Here is a 13,880-nt window from a genome sequence, read left to right as displayed (position 1 = left end):
GATCGCCTGGAAGATTGGGTTAAAACCAAATTCGTGAAACGGCCAAACCGAACCCCGTAGAAGCTCCGGAACACCAAGCCCAATGATCAAATGGCATCACGCGTCACATCCTTAATAAGTTCACTGGGCACGAATTGCATGCAGTGCACATGCAGTGCAATTGTAATTGTAATTGCAAATATTGGATAAATTGCACTCTTAATTGCACGTAAAGCATTGGTTGGGCTATTCCCTGTTGTCTGCCTCCCAGTAATAACGAGAGCCTGCACCGTGACCTGACTGGTTGACCCGGCCAGTTTCTGCGGCCAACTCCCTCATCAGCGTGGTTACTTGATTACGGGAATACTTGGTGATTTTGCGCACTTCAGCATTTCTCAAGCCTTCTTCACCGCGCTTCGCACGTTCCATCAGAATACTGAGCACCCGGGTTTTCGCGGCATCCCAGCCAATACGGCGGCGGGCTTCGCTGTGGCCGTCGTCAGCCAGGCGGTTGTAGAGCTCTGGCTGGATGCACCAGTAGGCGCCCCGGCCGGTACCACCATGTTCGATGTAGCCAGCCGACTCCATTGTGGATAACTTTTCGCGCATCTCTGCTTCGCCACGCTGGCACAGGTTAGCGGCAGTATTGGTGTCTATTTCCGGATGCTGGAGCAGATACTGCAGCAGCATCAGCTCATCCACGCCCAAAGTACGCCCACGTTCACTTTCCTCCGCCACAAACAGACGGAAGGTGGCGTTCAACTCCCGTTTGGGAAAGCTGACTTGAACTGACTCGCCAATTTCCCGGATCTGGGGTGGCTCTTTGCCTTCCATTAGCAAGGCGGAGAACATGCGGTTAATACCGAGGTTGCTGCGGTTTACCAGGCGCAGCCGGGTAAGGGCTTCAACCAGCAAAGGGTTTCTGGCAGCCGGTTGGTGGTGGAGAATATTGTTAGGAGTGATTCCGGCAATAAACCCGCCGTTATTACTGATTTCCAACCGGTCGGCATAGAGCTTAACCATCACGGGCCCCGCTATGCGCAAATCGGCATGGCAAAAGGCATTCATCAGCGCCTCACGCACGGCAATTTCTGGCCAGGTGCGGTATTCGTAGTGGAACATGCCCTGCTTGTAGATCGGGCCTTGTACCAAGGCGGTTCTATTAATGCTTTGTCGTTTCAGTACAAAAGTTAAGTAGATTGCCCGAGGTCACGACAACATGCCGACTGGTTCTACCCCGTTGCACTCCCTAGCCCCCTTTTATATTTTCATCTCTCATCGCTTCAACGGCGTCTCTCGGCAACCACTCGATTGTCAGGGTGCCGCTCTTTATATGAATAGCGCCTTGTCCAGCATTTGGCCGCTCGTGCTGTGCTCGATAGGTCAGCAAGGTGTCCAGTAGTTCCATCATGTGCAGCTTGAAGTCTGAGCCTTTGATTGCCTCGTAGTCCTCGTCGTTATCCAGCTGCCAGGTTGCCAGATCCAACCGGTTCTCCTCGGGGTCTCCGAAGAACAGTATCCGCCCGCTAATGTTGGTGCCGCCCAGGTGCTGTTGTGCCAGCTGGTCGAGGCGGGTTTGGTCAAAGGTGCTGTCGTAGGTCATCAGGCTGCTCCCGTGGCGTTCCAGTGGCTGGAGATGTGGTCGATGAATCGTTGCTTGCTACTCATACCGTCCTGCTTCCGGTTCCACCAGGGGCAAGCAGGGTGGTGAAAGCCTGAAGAGCTCTGGCTAAGGTGCTTGCCAACGGTTCGTTTGGCTTTGGTAGAAACGAAAACGATGTGGTCGGGTTTCAAGGCCTCAATCACCTGATTGATCGTTTGAGCCGCTACTTCAACATCCTGTTTCTTCTGCTTTATCGTATCCCCGGTTTTTGCTGGCCGTTGGAACGCATTCATAAAGGCTACCTGCCGAAAAACACTGTCGTTGGCCGGCAAGCCTGCCTTGAGCAAAGCCGATTCGATGTTTCGGTAGATGGCGTGACCCTTGGCTTTCCAGCCTTTCAGTGGCTTATTCAGAATTCGCCTGGTGCGCATCCACTTCTGTTCTTCTGTCGTTAGAGCGTCCTCATGCCCCTCGTACCAGCTTGCTGGATCCCTATGCACGGTACTCTCTGGAGGCAGGTAGTGGCTCTCAGCAATCAAAAGAATCCTGGGCCCATTGTGCCCGTAGTCGGAGCCAACAAAGGGCTTGAGCAGTGGGTAGCGCTGGTAGATCTCGATCTTGTCCAGCTGGCCGTCGAAGTCCTCGGTGTAGTAATACATTACTTCGTCCAGTGGTTAGACAGGGCTTCCGCCTGCTCCATAATCAGCTCAATTGCCGCCGGTGCTTTATCCGGCGGGTACTTGTACCGCTGCAACGTCCGCCGCACCAGAATCCTCAGCTTCGCTCGCACGCTCTCCCGCACCTGCCAGTCCACGGTGGTGGATTTGCGCAGTTTGTCGGTGATCTCCACAGCGATCTTCTTCAGAATCTCATCGCCCAACTCTCGCACCGCGCTTTCGTTGCTGGCGAGGGCGTCGTAGAAAGCCACTTCGTCCGGGTTCAGGCCGAGGGCGGCGTCGCGTTCCATTTCTTCCTGGAACTGTTTGGCCATGGCGATCAGTTCTTCGATCACCTGGGCGGTTTCGATGCCCCGGTTGTTGTACTTGCGCAGCGTCTCCTGCAGGCGGTCGGCGTACTTCTTCTCCTGAACTACATTGTTGCGGGTTTTGGCCTTGATGTCGTCCTTGAGCAACTTCTCCAGCAGTTCCACGGCGAAGTTCTTGTAGGGCATCTGCCGAACGTCTTCCAGAAACTCGTCAGAGAGCAGCCCGATGTTGGGCTTGTCCAGGCCGCACAGGGCGAACACATCGGTAACCCCTTCGGCCACCAGCGCGTTGTCCAGGATCTGCTTCAGGGCGGTGTTCTTCTCTTCCTCGGTCAGTTTCTTGTCCACGCTGGTGAACTTGGTGATGGCCGTCTTTACTTGCGACAGGAACGCCACCTCCTTCTGCAGTGCCTGGGCTTCGTCCAGGGTGGCGCACAGGGAGAAGGCCTTGTTCATGGCCAGCACGGTATCCAGGAAGCGCTTCTTGCCGTCTTCCAGGCTGAGCACGTAGTTGGCGGTGGGCACCAGATACTTGTGGGGCTCAGTCTCGAATCCGCTGTAGCTGAATCCCTTACCTTTGGGGCCGGGCGCAAACATGCCGTGGATGATGTCCAGCTTCTCCAGCAGGATGGCGTAGGCTTCCTCTGCGCTGTGTGTGGGGGTGCCTTTACCCTTGGCATCGGTGTAGGTTTTCAGGGCCTGCTTGAGCTCGTTGGCAATGCCGATGTAATCCACTACCAGCCCGCCGGGCTTGTCCTTGAACACGCGGTTTACCCGGGCAATGGCCTGCATCAGGTTGTGGCCCTTCATGGGCTTGTCCACGTACATGGTGTGGCAGCAAGGGGCATCGAAGCCGGTCAGCCACATATCCCGCACGATCACCAGCTTGAGCGGGTCGTTAATGTCCTTGAAGCGCTTCTCGAACCGTTTCTTGGTCTGCTTGTTGTGGATGTGCGGTTGCAGCAAGGCGCGGTCAGAGGCGGAGCCGGTCATCACAATCTTGATGGCGCCTTTCTCCGGGTCGTCGTCGTGCCATTCCGGGCGCAACGCGACAATCTCGTTATACAGGTGAACCGCAATCTCCCGGCTCATGGCCACAATCATGGCCTTGCCGTCGATGGTGCTGGAGCGGGTTTCAAAGTGGTTTACCAGGTCTTCCGCCACCTGCTTCAGGCGCGGGCCGGCGCCGACCAGCTTCTCCAGCCGGCTCCACTCGCCCTTCGTTTTCTCGCGGCTGCCAACGTCTTCTTCGTCTTCAACCACCTCCTCCACCTGATCGGACAGCTCTTCGATCTGCTCGCGGTTGATGTCCAGCTTGGCCAGGCGGGATTCGTAGAAGATGGGCACAGTCGCGCCGTCGTCCACCGCATCCTGGATGTCGTAGATGGACACGTAGTCGCCGAACACGGCCCGGGTGTCTTTGTCTTCGCTCTCGATGGGGGTGCCGGTAAAGCCGATGAACGAGGCATTGGGCAGGGCATCGCGCATGTGGCGGGCGTAGCCGAACTTGTAGGTGCCGTCTTTCTTGAGGGTGGCTTTCAGGCCGTACTGGCTGCGGTGGGCTTCATCCGAGATCACCACGATGTTGTGGCGGTCGTTCAGGATCGGGTGGCCGGATTCATCGTTCAGCAGGGCGAACTTCTGCACCGTGGTGAAGATGATGCCGCCCGATTCCCGTTCCGACAGCAGGCGGCGCAGGGTGTCCCGGTCGTCGGCCTGCACGGGTTCTTGCTTCAACAATTCCCGGGCGGCGCTGAATGTGGCAAACAGCTGGCCGTCCAGATCGTTGCGGTCGGTGACCACGATCAGGGTGGGATTGTTCATCTCGGGCTGCTGCAGCAGCTTGCCGGCATAACAGCACATGGAAATACTCTTGCCGGAGCCCTGTGTATGCCACACCACGCCAGCTTTCTTGCTGCCGGGCAGAACCTCGTCGCCGTAAGTGGCGCGCTTCTCGCCAATGCCATGCTGGCTTGTATCCTGTGCGGCGATCACCGTGGCCTTCACCGCTTCACGCACTGCATGGAACTGGTGGTAGCCGGCAATCTTTTTGATCAGTTTGTCGGAATCCGTCTCGAAGATCACAAAGTAGCGGATGTAATCCAGAAACAGCTCCCGGTCGAAGAAGCCCCGCACCATGGTTTCCAGCTGCCATTCCAGCAGGGGCTTGTCGTCCTCGTGCTTGAGGGTGCGCCAGGGCATGTAGCGTTCCTGGCTGGCGGTGAGGGAGCCTACCCGGGCAAGGTAGCCATCGCTGATGATGGCCGCTTCATTGTAGGCAAACAGATCGGCGCATTCGTCTTTGTAGGTCTGAATCTGGTTGTAGGCATCCCAGATGTTCACATTCTCTGCGCCCGGACTTTTAAGCTCCAGCACCGCCAGGGGCAGGCCGTTGATAAAGCAGATGACATCCGGCCGGCGCAGTTGCTTGGAGCCTTCGATGGTGAACTGGTTGATGGCCCGAAAACGGTTGGCGGCAAGGTCACCAAAATCCACCAGAAAGGCCTGATCGTGAACCACCTTGTCATCGCGCTTGTACTCAACCGGCACACCGTCCAGCAGCAGGCGGTGGAAGGCCCGGTTGCTGACCACCACATCCAGGCTTTCCGGTTTGCGGACAACCGCCACAGCTTGCTCAACGGCGCTCTGGGGCAGGTGAGGGTTGATGCGGTGAATAGCCGCCTCAAGATCCGCCAGCAACAAGACCTGCCGGTAGTCGGCCCGTTCCGGGGCTTCGCCATCCGGTGCCAGTTCTGGCCCGTGGGCGATTTCCCAGCCACCTTCGGCGAACCATTCCAGGCATTGTTGTTCCAGCTGATCTTCCGTCATATCTCAGTCCTTATTCCCCTTCAGCCTGACATCGGTGGGCTCCTTCAGCAGCAGGAAATGCTCAATCAGTCGAATCATCAGAGTTTTCTGATCCGGCAGGCTTTCCGCCACCAGCAGGGCCAAGGCCACCAGGGTGTTGTCATTAATCAGTTGTTCTACCGGCCGCGCCAACAAAGCGGCGTTGCGGCGCAGATACCATAGAAACAGAAACGAGCCACAGCGCTTGTTGCCATCGGCCAGCGGGTGGTTCTTGATAACGAAGTACAGTAGGTGAGCGGCACGGGTGGCCACGTTCGGATAAAAGAGTTCGTCCCCAAAGCCCTGCTCGATCGTCACCAACGCAGAAGCCAGGCCGTTACCCCGTAACTGGCCGAACAGCTCGGTGGCCTCGCCCTTGGCCATGAGCGTTTGCTTGAGTTCGCCAATGGCTTTCAATGCCTCGTCCAGCTCCAGCGGCTGCATATCCGGCTGCTTGATGCCGATCTCGGCCAGCTGTTGCTCGTCGTAGCCTTGCAGCAGGCTCCAGGAGCGGGCGTAATCGCTGATTACCCGGGCGACGGCTTCGCCTTCGTTGGATACCAGGCCCTGATTGGTGAGAGTGCGGCTCAGCAGGTCAACGGCCTGCTCAAACTCGATGCCGCGTTCTGCCAGGCGGCGTTGATTGAGGGTGTAGCCCTCAACCAGGTGGTCTTTGAGAACCTTCGTTGCCCACTGGCGAAACTGGGTGGCTCGTTTGGAGCTGACCCGGTAGCCCACTGAAATAATGGCATCGAGATTGTAGTGCTTTATGCGCCGACGCACCTGGCGCTTGCCTTCTTGGCGAACTACTAAGAATTCCTTAGTAGTTGCCGGCTCCTCCAATTCATCGTCTTTGAAAATGTTTTGCAGGTGCATCAGAACGTTCTCAGGGCTGGTATCGAAGAGTTGGCCCATCTGGGCCTGGCTCAGCCAAACCGTTTCCTGCTCAAGCGCCACTTCAAGCTGCGCCTGGCCATCACTTGAGGTGAAGATTTTTACTTGTTGTTCTGTCATGACAGTTCCTTGTCGTTGTTTACAAGCCGCTCAGTATAGTCAATATAGTCAATGGCTTATGCATCATGCTCTATGCCCGGCTCTTTACTGAAGTTTGTTGTTTTCAGCTCCTGCCGCACTTTGTCCAGCGGCCCGCTCAGCGCTTTTTCCAGCCGGGTCATGTGCTCCACCAACCATTCGATCATCTCGGGCCAGTTGGCCTTGTTGTAGCCATCGACAGGCTTTTCATACTGGATACGGCACGCAATCTTGTCTGGTAGGGGCAGCCATACCAGTTCGTTACCAAAAGCAGTTTCAATCTGGGGTTTCATGGTCTGCAGTCGGTCAAATACAAAGCGGTTCGCCTCGGCACGGCTGCTTTGCATACTTAATCCAACACGCACTTCATTTTTGCCAAAGATTAACTGGTAACCCATGCCACTGATCCCGGAGCCAGCATTTAACCAGTGATCTTTGGCTGGACTGATGTTGTTAAACAGCGAGCAGTTACTACGGCCAAAGGCCTCCAGGGTTTGTTCCCAGAAAGACAGACGCAGCGTATGCCGGCTCTTTTGTTCATTGCTGGCGCTCTTTTCCTCGGCCTCCTTGGCCATCATGCCAATCATAAAGTCCGAGGCTTCGGGCGTGGGGATGATCTGCTCCACATTCAGGAACAGCTCGGCACCGGCCTGGTAGGGCGTGACCTTGAAGCACTGGCAGTTGACGCCGAACTGGCTCAGCCAGAGTACGGTGTTGGTGACTTCCTTGCGGTAATGGGCGGCCACCATAATCAGGCGCTGGCTTTTCAGGGTGTTGAGTTGTACGGATTGCAGATCGTCGGCCTGCAGGAACTCCAGCAACACGCTCTCGGCATCGGCGGGTGCGGTGCCTTCGTTCTGGGCTTTCTGGTTCAGGTAGCGCTGGAAGATCTCCACCACCTGCTGCTTTTTCAGGTTGGCGCAGTAGCTGGCGTACTTGAGCGCCTGCCACACCACATCCCGGCCGCTGTCATCGAGCTTGTTTTCGATGATGACGAGATTGCCGTCCTTGTCGATGGCCAGCAGATCGAGCCTTTCTCGAGTATCGTCGAAGCCGTCGAACTCTTTCTGGATAATCAGCAGCTCGTCGCCGTCGCCCTGGGTCAGGGCCTGGGGGTAGTTCTCTAGCCATTCCTGCAGGTGTTTGCGCTCAGTGAAACCCAGATCGCTGAAGCGTTTTACTTCCAGGGGATTGATGCGGTTGGCGGTGGAGTCGATCTTAAACATTGGCTGGTTCCGCCTCTTCCGCTAGCTGACCCTCTGCGTCGGATAGGGAGAGTTCGCCGGATAGGAGTTTGGGGAGCAAGCTATCCCGCAAATTTGCGAGTGATGCCTTATTTAACTGGTAGTTGCATATGCCCTCAAATATGGGAGTCACGATTTTTTCGAAGCACTGGAGTAATGCAACATCGGGAATTATAAGGGGCATCTGTTTGATGGTCTTCGAGTTGACGGCAGTCGCTATGGAAGATGTACTGCCTAAAGTCGAATAGTCAAACTGACTGAGACATAGGTAAGTCCAATAGCTGCCTGGGCTGTTGGTGCTAATCCTGAAATGGGCGATCGCTTCATTAGTGGCCATGTCTGTTTTCGCGATAACAACCCTACCCAGGGTGAGCTTGAAGCTCAGAAGAACTGTGCCTTCAGGGCAAATTTTAATTTTGAATTTGTCAACGGCCTCTTGGGTCAAGTACTCATCGCTATCAGTTGCAAAGACATTTCCTTCGCCCATCTTTCTTATCGATAGCCACTTAACGTGATCTGGGCTCCCGGAGAACCATTCTGGCTCCTTCCTTGGCGGTGTTTTTCCAATAGTAATTTGAAACTGAGACTCCGCTGATTTGACGTCCCACCCCTCTGGAATCTCCCCCAACTCACTATCCTGCATAGCCGACGGAAACAGCTCGGCGGTGGCGCGGAGCTCGGCGTATTGCTCGGGGTGTTCGGCCTGGAGGCGGGTTAGCTCTGCTTCGCCTTTGGCCGCTCCCGGCATCCTGCCTCCCGCGGCATTAGCGCATCCCTGCGCGTCACCAGCAATGACCCGCATGGCGGCGAGCTGGGCGTCTTCCTCGCTGCCGCCTGCTTCCAATGCCGCGATCTTGGCTTTGACCGGCTCGAAATCGACAAACCAGCTTTTGAAGATGGCCTGGGCCATCTGTTCGAGGGTTTGGTTGATTTGGTGGTTGATCCGGATTTTGGAATTAAAACTATCCAATACTCGGACCATGTAGTCTTGGAAAGGTCGGGGCGGAACATAGGCTGGTAATTGGTAAACGTCTTCTCGACTCGTCGATGGAATCGCGGAACCAGAGTCGAGATTGTTAATGTCTTGATGGAGTAAGTGGTAATAGGCCCATTTTATGTTGAAGTCTGCCTTTGGATTAACGTAGTAGGCTGTATCAATGACATAGAAAGGCCTCTCGGAGAAGTGTACACCTCGATACGCGCCTTTACGCCCAATAACGATACCGGGAATGGGGCACAGTGCTTTATCGGTGGAACCGACAGCACCGTTTGTACCGAATACCGGGTACTCGCCAGAACCATCTTTGTAATCCCGGAGTGCTTTTCCGTACTTTAGCTCAATCAGCTCGCCCCAAGTAGTTCGGCACCAATCAGCATTCATATCCCAGCCCCCCTAGATTCTGCTTGATCTCCGCTTCGAGCCGGTCACTCTCGGCAAATGGCTTCCGCGATGGCACATTCAGCCCTCGTGCATAATCCTTTCTCATACTCTCACCTTCCAATAGCCCCGCGTACCACCAATCCGTTCAATTGCTCCGGCTTCTTTCAATTTGTCGAGGTGTTTCTGAACCGCCGATGCGTTGATGTCCAGCTTGTCGGCCAGCGCCTGACGGGAAATGGACGGGGTTTCCTGAATCAGCGCCAGCACTTCCCGCTGTCGTTCGGTCAACTCGGGGATTAGACCACCTATTTGACCACCCTTTTGACCACCTATTGAGCCACCCGTTTCTTCGGCCTCTGAAGCTGCAAGGCTGGTATCCCTAGAAAACTCAATATCCACAAAATCCCCGCTTTCACTGAACGCAGGCTTGGGGTTGCCCGCCTGCTGGCAAAGCTCACGGATACGGCTCATGCCGCTGCCCCATTGTTCGATGTAACCCAGCTCCTTGAAGACCCGGGCCAGCACTTTGTTGCGGATTTCCGAGCGGCCTTTCAGGGCTTCGTTCAGAGTGAGGCCGTTGGGCAGGCCGCCGGGGGAGACGATGTTCAGTACGTCGTCGTAGATGCCAACTTTGATATCGCGTCCGGCATTGCTGTAATCACGATGCACCACAGCGTTCACCAACGCTTCGCGAATGGCCGGAATGGGGATTTCGTAGGTTTCGGTGCGTTGTAGCCCGAGAATTTCCGCCTTCAGGTGCAGATGGTTTTTAATGAAGGCTTCGGTCTGAGCCAACTGGCTGAACAGGTCGCCCCGGTATTCCTTTTTGTCGAGGAACACGGCCATGCTGGTGCCTTTGAACCGGCTGCATTTGATTTCAACCTGTTCGTACAGGCCAAGCAAAATCATAAGGCCGTGGGTAGGGCGATCAGCGCCTTGTTCTTCCCGGATCAGCTTGAGGCTTTTCATGCGGGCGGTGTCGAGTGGTTTGCCCACTTTCTCGAAAGCCTGGGTGAGAGGCGTGAGGTCCAGCTCGCCCAGTTCCACCTGCCAGGCGGCTTGTTCATCGTAGCTTTGCAGCAGGCGTTGGCGTTCCAGCTCGTGGATCATTTCCTGGCTGGCCGGGCGATTCGTTGCTCCCAGGCGTACATACACGCCTTCGTCCCGGCCGTGGCTTTTCAGGTGATAGGGCAGTTGGCTGCCCCGGTGTACCTGCACCACGATCAGGGTTTTGTCTTCCAGGGTTTCCAGGTAGATGTTCGGTAACAACGTTGGGTGGCATTGGCTGTAGAGCATGGAGGCAATCTGGTCCATCAAATCAAACTCGTCGCCTTTCACGCCGACAACGTGGCGCTGGTCATTCACTCCGATGATCAGCTTTCCGCCACTGGTATTGGCGAAGGCCACCAGGGTTTTGGCCAGTTGCTCCCCTTTGGGGAGTTGCTGTTTGAACTCCAGCGTTTTGCCTTCGCCCTGTTGGATTTCGTCCCAGAGCGGGTGTTCAGAGCTCATAGCCCAGGCCCCCGAGGTTTCGTTTGATCTCCGCCTCCAGCCGGTCGCTTTCGGCGAACTGCTCTTTCAGTTGGCCGGTTAACCGGGCCATTTTCTCGGCAAACGGCTCGCCGTCGTCTTCCTGTTCCTGAGCACCCACGTAGCGCCCTGGTGTCAGTACAAAGTCATGCTTTTTGATTTCATTCAAGCTGGCGGATTTGCAGAAGCCGGGGATGTCTTCATAAACACGCTGCTCGCTCTCGTCCATCCCTGAACTCCGCGACACTTGGGCTCCTGCCCGGCGCCAAGCGTGGAAGGTGTCGGCGATCTTGGCAATGTCGTCATTGGTAAAGTCCCGCAGTACGCGATCCCGCATGAAGCCCAGGTTACGGGCGTCGATGAACAGGAACTGCTTTTTTCTATTGCTGAAGGCTCTGCCTGTCGCCGTATTTCTTGCACCCTTGTTTTTGGTGAGGAACCAGATGCACGCGGGTATTTGTGTGTTGGTGAACAGCTGGCCGGGCAGGGCGACCATGCATTCCACCAGGTCTTCTTCCACCAGCCGTTTGCGGATTTCGCCTTCGTTATTGGTGTTGGAACTCATGGATCCGTTGGCCAGCAGCAGGGCCATGCTGCCCGTGGGCGCCATGTGGTGAATCATGTGCTGCACCCAGGCGAAGTTGGCGTTGCCCCTGGGTGGCGTGCCGTATTTCCAGCGGCTGTCTTCGGCGAGGGATTCACTCCACCAGTCCTTCATGTTGAAGGGCGGGTTGGCCATCACGAAGTCGGCGCGCAAATCCGGGTGCTGGTCGTTCAGAAAGGTGTCGGCGTTTTTCTTGCCAAAGTTGAAGTCGATGCCGCGAATGGCCATGTTCATGGCGGCCAGCCGCCAGGTGGTGGGGTTGGATTCCTGGCCGTACACGGAGATGTGCTTCTTTTGTTCTGACGCGTCGTAGTGCTGTTCTTTGGCGTGTTCTTCAATGAACTTGTCGCTGGAGACAAAGAAACCGCCGGAGCCCATGGCCGGGTCATACACGCGGCCGGAGTAGGGCTGCAGCATTTCCACGATCAGGGTAACGATGCTCTTGGGGGTGTAATACTGGCCACCCTGTTTGCCTTCGGCCAGGGCGAACTGGCCGAGGAAGTATTCGTACACATGGCCGAGGATGTCTTTGCTGTGCAAGCTCAGCTTTTCGCCTTCGAACACGGGTTTGGTGAAAGAGGTGTCCGAGAAGGTGTTGATCAGGCCCAGCAGCGTTTCGTTTTCCAGCTGGTACTGGCTGATGCGGTTGAGGATGCCCTTGAGCTTGGTGTTGCTTTTCTCGATTTCTTCCAGGGCGTTGTCAATCAGCCAGGAGACAGAACGCAGCTTTACGTCGTTGCCGGCGTCGTCTTGCCACAGCACGGTGCCCACGGGCAGCACGGCTTTCTCTTTCAGGGTGTTCCAGCGGGCCGGCTTGGGTACCCAGAACACGTTGGCTTCCCGGTAGTAATCCAGTACCTCCAATTCTTCCAGCAGGGCTTGCTGGTAGTCCTCGTCGCCGTCGTAGTCTTCCGGTGGCAGGTAGTAGATGTCGTCGTTCTCATCCTTGAACCGTTCCAGCAACTCTTCCTGGCGCTCCTCGAAGGCGTCGGATACGTACTTCAGGAAGATCAGGCCCAGCACTACATGCTTGTAGTTGGCGGCATCCAGGTTGGCGCGGAGTTTGTCGGCGGCTTTCCAGAGTTTGTCGTCCAGGGCTTTGAGGAATTTCTGTTCCGTGTTGTTCATGAGTTCCCTCGGGTGTTTCGTTAGTGCAGTGCTTCACAGGTTACACACCGACGCGACAGGTTATGTCGTAGTAACGGATTCTGCAGAAAAATAGGATAGTTAGGGAGCTTAGAGGAAGTGGCGGGTGGCTGCAATTTCAAACTGCAGCCACCGCGCGGACCTGGCGATTACTCGGGCTCGGTCATGGTGTTCAGGTGGGTTTCCAGTTCTGCTAGTAGCTTGCGATTCTGGTCGAAAAGCCGACGGATTTTGGTGTTGTTGGCGTTAATTTTCCGAGCCAGCTCAAAGCCAGCTTCTGTCTCCAGTATGACTGTTTTCTCCCAGGGTTGAGCGCGATTGAATGCGGTTTTGTAGTAGCGGTGCTGACCATCCTTACAGATGTGTTCGCTGAAAACGCGCTTACTCTCGCTGCCAGGCTTTCTGTGGAAGCTGTTGTAGTACCAGCTGATCTCGAGTTTTCGCCCCCGGTGACGGACTCTGCATCCATGGTGGCCAGGATATCCGGGTGTTTTGTCGGTGCGGTGGGCAAGATTGTGGTTCCAGAAATTATTGGCTATCAACTGTGTGAGGTAACCGAGACGAGCCTGCTCAATTTCAAGTGCTTCTTCCCCTGACTGGACCATTGCCCGGCTCTGCTGCAGAGCCAGCTTCATGCCTTGGTCGTGTTTCAGCGTTTTGTCGCGACCGACCTGATTCCACATCTTAATAGTGTTCTCTCGAGACATTTTCCCGCTCATAGGTCTTCTCCTGTTGTGACTGTGCATCCAAGGGTAAGTCCGGATGTCTCGAGAGCTGGCATCGCTATTTGTCCTTTTTGGGTGCATTCATTACAGCAAAAGCCCATCGCCGACTTGCAGGCCAGGCCTGGGACAAATAATCCCCCTTTCCACATGACTATCTGATTTGGGATTTCTCCCTGCTTTTTTCACAACGAGTGCCGCTATGGGCTTCTTTGAGCAGTTTTCACGAATTATTTGGGAAAACTGCGTTTTGGGAGAAGCAACCTTCTGGCCCAAATGAGAAAAAGTGCGGACCTTCAGCGGAAGACTTACTGGTTTTGCGCGCTGGCGTAGGCAAATTGCAACAGCCTTTTGTGAGGCGCTTGGGAGGCTACCTGAGTTATATGCTGGCGCTGAATTCTATCGAGCCTCAAAAAGGTCTGTTGCGAGCCCTTTCAGAGTTTCGCTCTGGCTCGACGACTTTCACATGTGAAAGCTTTGGGCTGACAGGTGTTGACGGTAGTTGTCAGAGGTTGACCAGAAAATTATCAAGATATTGATTTTAAAGGAATTTAAATTTTTATACGGAACGGGCTCTTTCCGCCCTTTTTGGGCAATTCGTACGCGTCCGGTAGGACCCATATAGACCCCCTCACTCCCCGCTGGCATTCTCCCCGCAGGCCTGGGTGCGCGGTTCCCAGTGATAGGGCAGCAGTTCGTGGAGGCGATTGGAGGGATGATCCTGGATGCGCTCAAGCACATCGATCAGATAGTGACGGGGGTTCACTCCGTTCTGCTTGCAGGTCTCCAGGAGGGTGAGCAGGATGG

General features: G+C 55.5%; 11 protein-coding genes. All 11 read right to left on the bottom strand.

The window, feature by feature from the left end; genetic code table 11:
- Positions 1-225: 225 nt before the first annotated feature.
- Positions 226-1,101, bottom strand: coding sequence for an ATP-binding protein (locus BMY52_RS04880; RefSeq protein WP_218140394.1), 876 nt, complete (start codon positions 1,099-1,101; stop codon positions 226-228).
- Between the two features lie 127 nt (positions 1,102-1,228).
- Positions 1,229-1,582, bottom strand: coding sequence for a hypothetical protein (locus tag BMY52_RS04875; RefSeq protein ID WP_090251663.1), 354 nt, complete (start codon positions 1,580-1,582; stop codon positions 1,229-1,231).
- Positions 1,582-2,241 (bottom strand): hypothetical protein, encoded by a 660-nt coding sequence (locus BMY52_RS04870; RefSeq protein ID WP_090251660.1) that lies wholly within the window; start codon positions 2,239-2,241, stop codon positions 1,582-1,584. The genes BMY52_RS04875 and BMY52_RS04870 overlap by 1 nt, the downstream gene beginning before the upstream one ends.
- A complete protein-coding gene (locus BMY52_RS04865) occupies positions 2,241-5,396 on the bottom strand; it encodes a type I restriction endonuclease subunit R (protein ID WP_090251658.1) in 3,156 nt (1,051 codons plus the stop codon). Before BMY52_RS04865 ends, BMY52_RS04870 begins: the two co-directional genes overlap by 1 nt.
- 3 nt (positions 5,397-5,399) lie before the next feature.
- Positions 5,400-6,428 carry a virulence RhuM family protein/type II toxin-antitoxin system death-on-curing family toxin gene (locus tag BMY52_RS04860; RefSeq protein WP_090251655.1) on the bottom strand — a complete coding sequence of 343 codons (1,029 nt, stop codon included), beginning with the start codon at positions 6,426-6,428 and terminating at the stop codon, positions 5,400-5,402.
- Between the two features lie 56 nt (positions 6,429-6,484).
- The gene (locus BMY52_RS04855) at positions 6,485-7,672 is read right to left on the bottom strand and encodes a DUF4268 domain-containing protein (protein WP_090251653.1); all 1,188 of its coding nucleotides are present in this window, start codon (positions 7,670-7,672) and stop codon (positions 6,485-6,487) included.
- Positions 7,665-9,071 (bottom strand): restriction endonuclease subunit S, encoded by a 1,407-nt coding sequence (locus BMY52_RS04850; protein WP_090251650.1) that lies wholly within the window; start codon positions 9,069-9,071, stop codon positions 7,665-7,667. Before BMY52_RS04850 ends, BMY52_RS04855 begins: the two co-directional genes overlap by 8 nt.
- Positions 9,072-9,173: 102 nt before the next feature.
- Complete coding sequence (locus tag BMY52_RS04845) at positions 9,174-10,583, bottom strand: AlbA family DNA-binding domain-containing protein (RefSeq protein ID WP_090251647.1); 1,410 nt, start codon at positions 10,581-10,583, stop codon at positions 9,174-9,176.
- Positions 10,573-12,333: a class I SAM-dependent DNA methyltransferase gene (locus tag BMY52_RS04840; protein ID WP_090251645.1), complete on the bottom strand. Its 1,761-nt coding sequence runs from the start codon at positions 12,331-12,333 to the stop codon at positions 10,573-10,575. The genes BMY52_RS04845 and BMY52_RS04840 overlap by 11 nt, the downstream gene beginning before the upstream one ends.
- Positions 12,334-12,500: 167 nt before the next feature.
- Positions 12,501-13,070: a conjugative transfer protein MobI(A/C) gene (mobI, locus tag BMY52_RS04835; RefSeq protein ID WP_090251642.1), complete on the bottom strand. Its 570-nt coding sequence runs from the start codon at positions 13,068-13,070 to the stop codon at positions 12,501-12,503.
- A gap of 634 nt (positions 13,071-13,704) precedes the next feature.
- Positions 13,705-13,863 (bottom strand): transposase domain-containing protein, encoded by a 159-nt coding sequence (locus tag BMY52_RS15995; RefSeq protein WP_425429220.1) that lies wholly within the window; start codon positions 13,861-13,863, stop codon positions 13,705-13,707.
- Positions 13,864-13,880 lie beyond the last annotated feature (17 nt).

This window comes from Ectothiorhodospira marina, from assembly GCF_900109495.1.
Lineage (GTDB): Bacteria > Pseudomonadota > Gammaproteobacteria > Ectothiorhodospirales > Ectothiorhodospiraceae > Ectothiorhodospira > Ectothiorhodospira marina.
The sequence above is the reverse complement of the archived record's forward strand: the minus strand, read 5'-3'. Positions and strand labels throughout refer to the sequence as shown.

Excerpts from the sequence above, each read along its gene's own strand:
- BMY52_RS04880 (WP_218140394.1), bottom strand. The coding sequence starts at position 1,101 with ATGTTCCACTACGAATACCGCACCTGGCCAGAAATTGCCGTGCGTGAG.
- BMY52_RS04845 (WP_090251647.1), bottom strand. The coding sequence starts at position 10,583 with ATGAGCTCTGAACACCCGCTCTGGGACGAAATCCAACAGGGCGAAGGC.
- BMY52_RS04865 (WP_090251658.1), bottom strand. The coding sequence starts at position 5,396 with ATGACGGAAGATCAGCTGGAACAACAATGCCTGGAATGGTTCGCCGAA.
- mobI (WP_090251642.1), bottom strand. The coding sequence starts at position 13,070 with ATGAGCGGGAAAATGTCTCGAGAGAACACTATTAAGATGTGGAATCAG.
- BMY52_RS04855 (WP_090251653.1), bottom strand. The coding sequence starts at position 7,672 with ATGTTTAAGATCGACTCCACCGCCAACCGCATCAATCCCCTGGAAGTA.
- BMY52_RS04840 (WP_090251645.1), bottom strand. The coding sequence starts at position 12,333 with ATGAACAACACGGAACAGAAATTCCTCAAAGCCCTGGACGACAAACTC.
- BMY52_RS04860 (WP_090251655.1), bottom strand. The coding sequence starts at position 6,428 with ATGACAGAACAACAAGTAAAAATCTTCACCTCAAGTGATGGCCAGGCG.
- BMY52_RS04875 (WP_090251663.1), bottom strand. The coding sequence starts at position 1,582 with ATGACCTACGACAGCACCTTTGACCAAACCCGCCTCGACCAGCTGGCA.
- BMY52_RS04870 (WP_090251660.1), bottom strand. The coding sequence starts at position 2,241 with ATGTATTACTACACCGAGGACTTCGACGGCCAGCTGGACAAGATCGAG.
- BMY52_RS04850 (WP_090251650.1), bottom strand. The coding sequence starts at position 9,071 with ATGAATGCTGATTGGTGCCGAACTACTTGGGGCGAGCTGATTGAGCTA.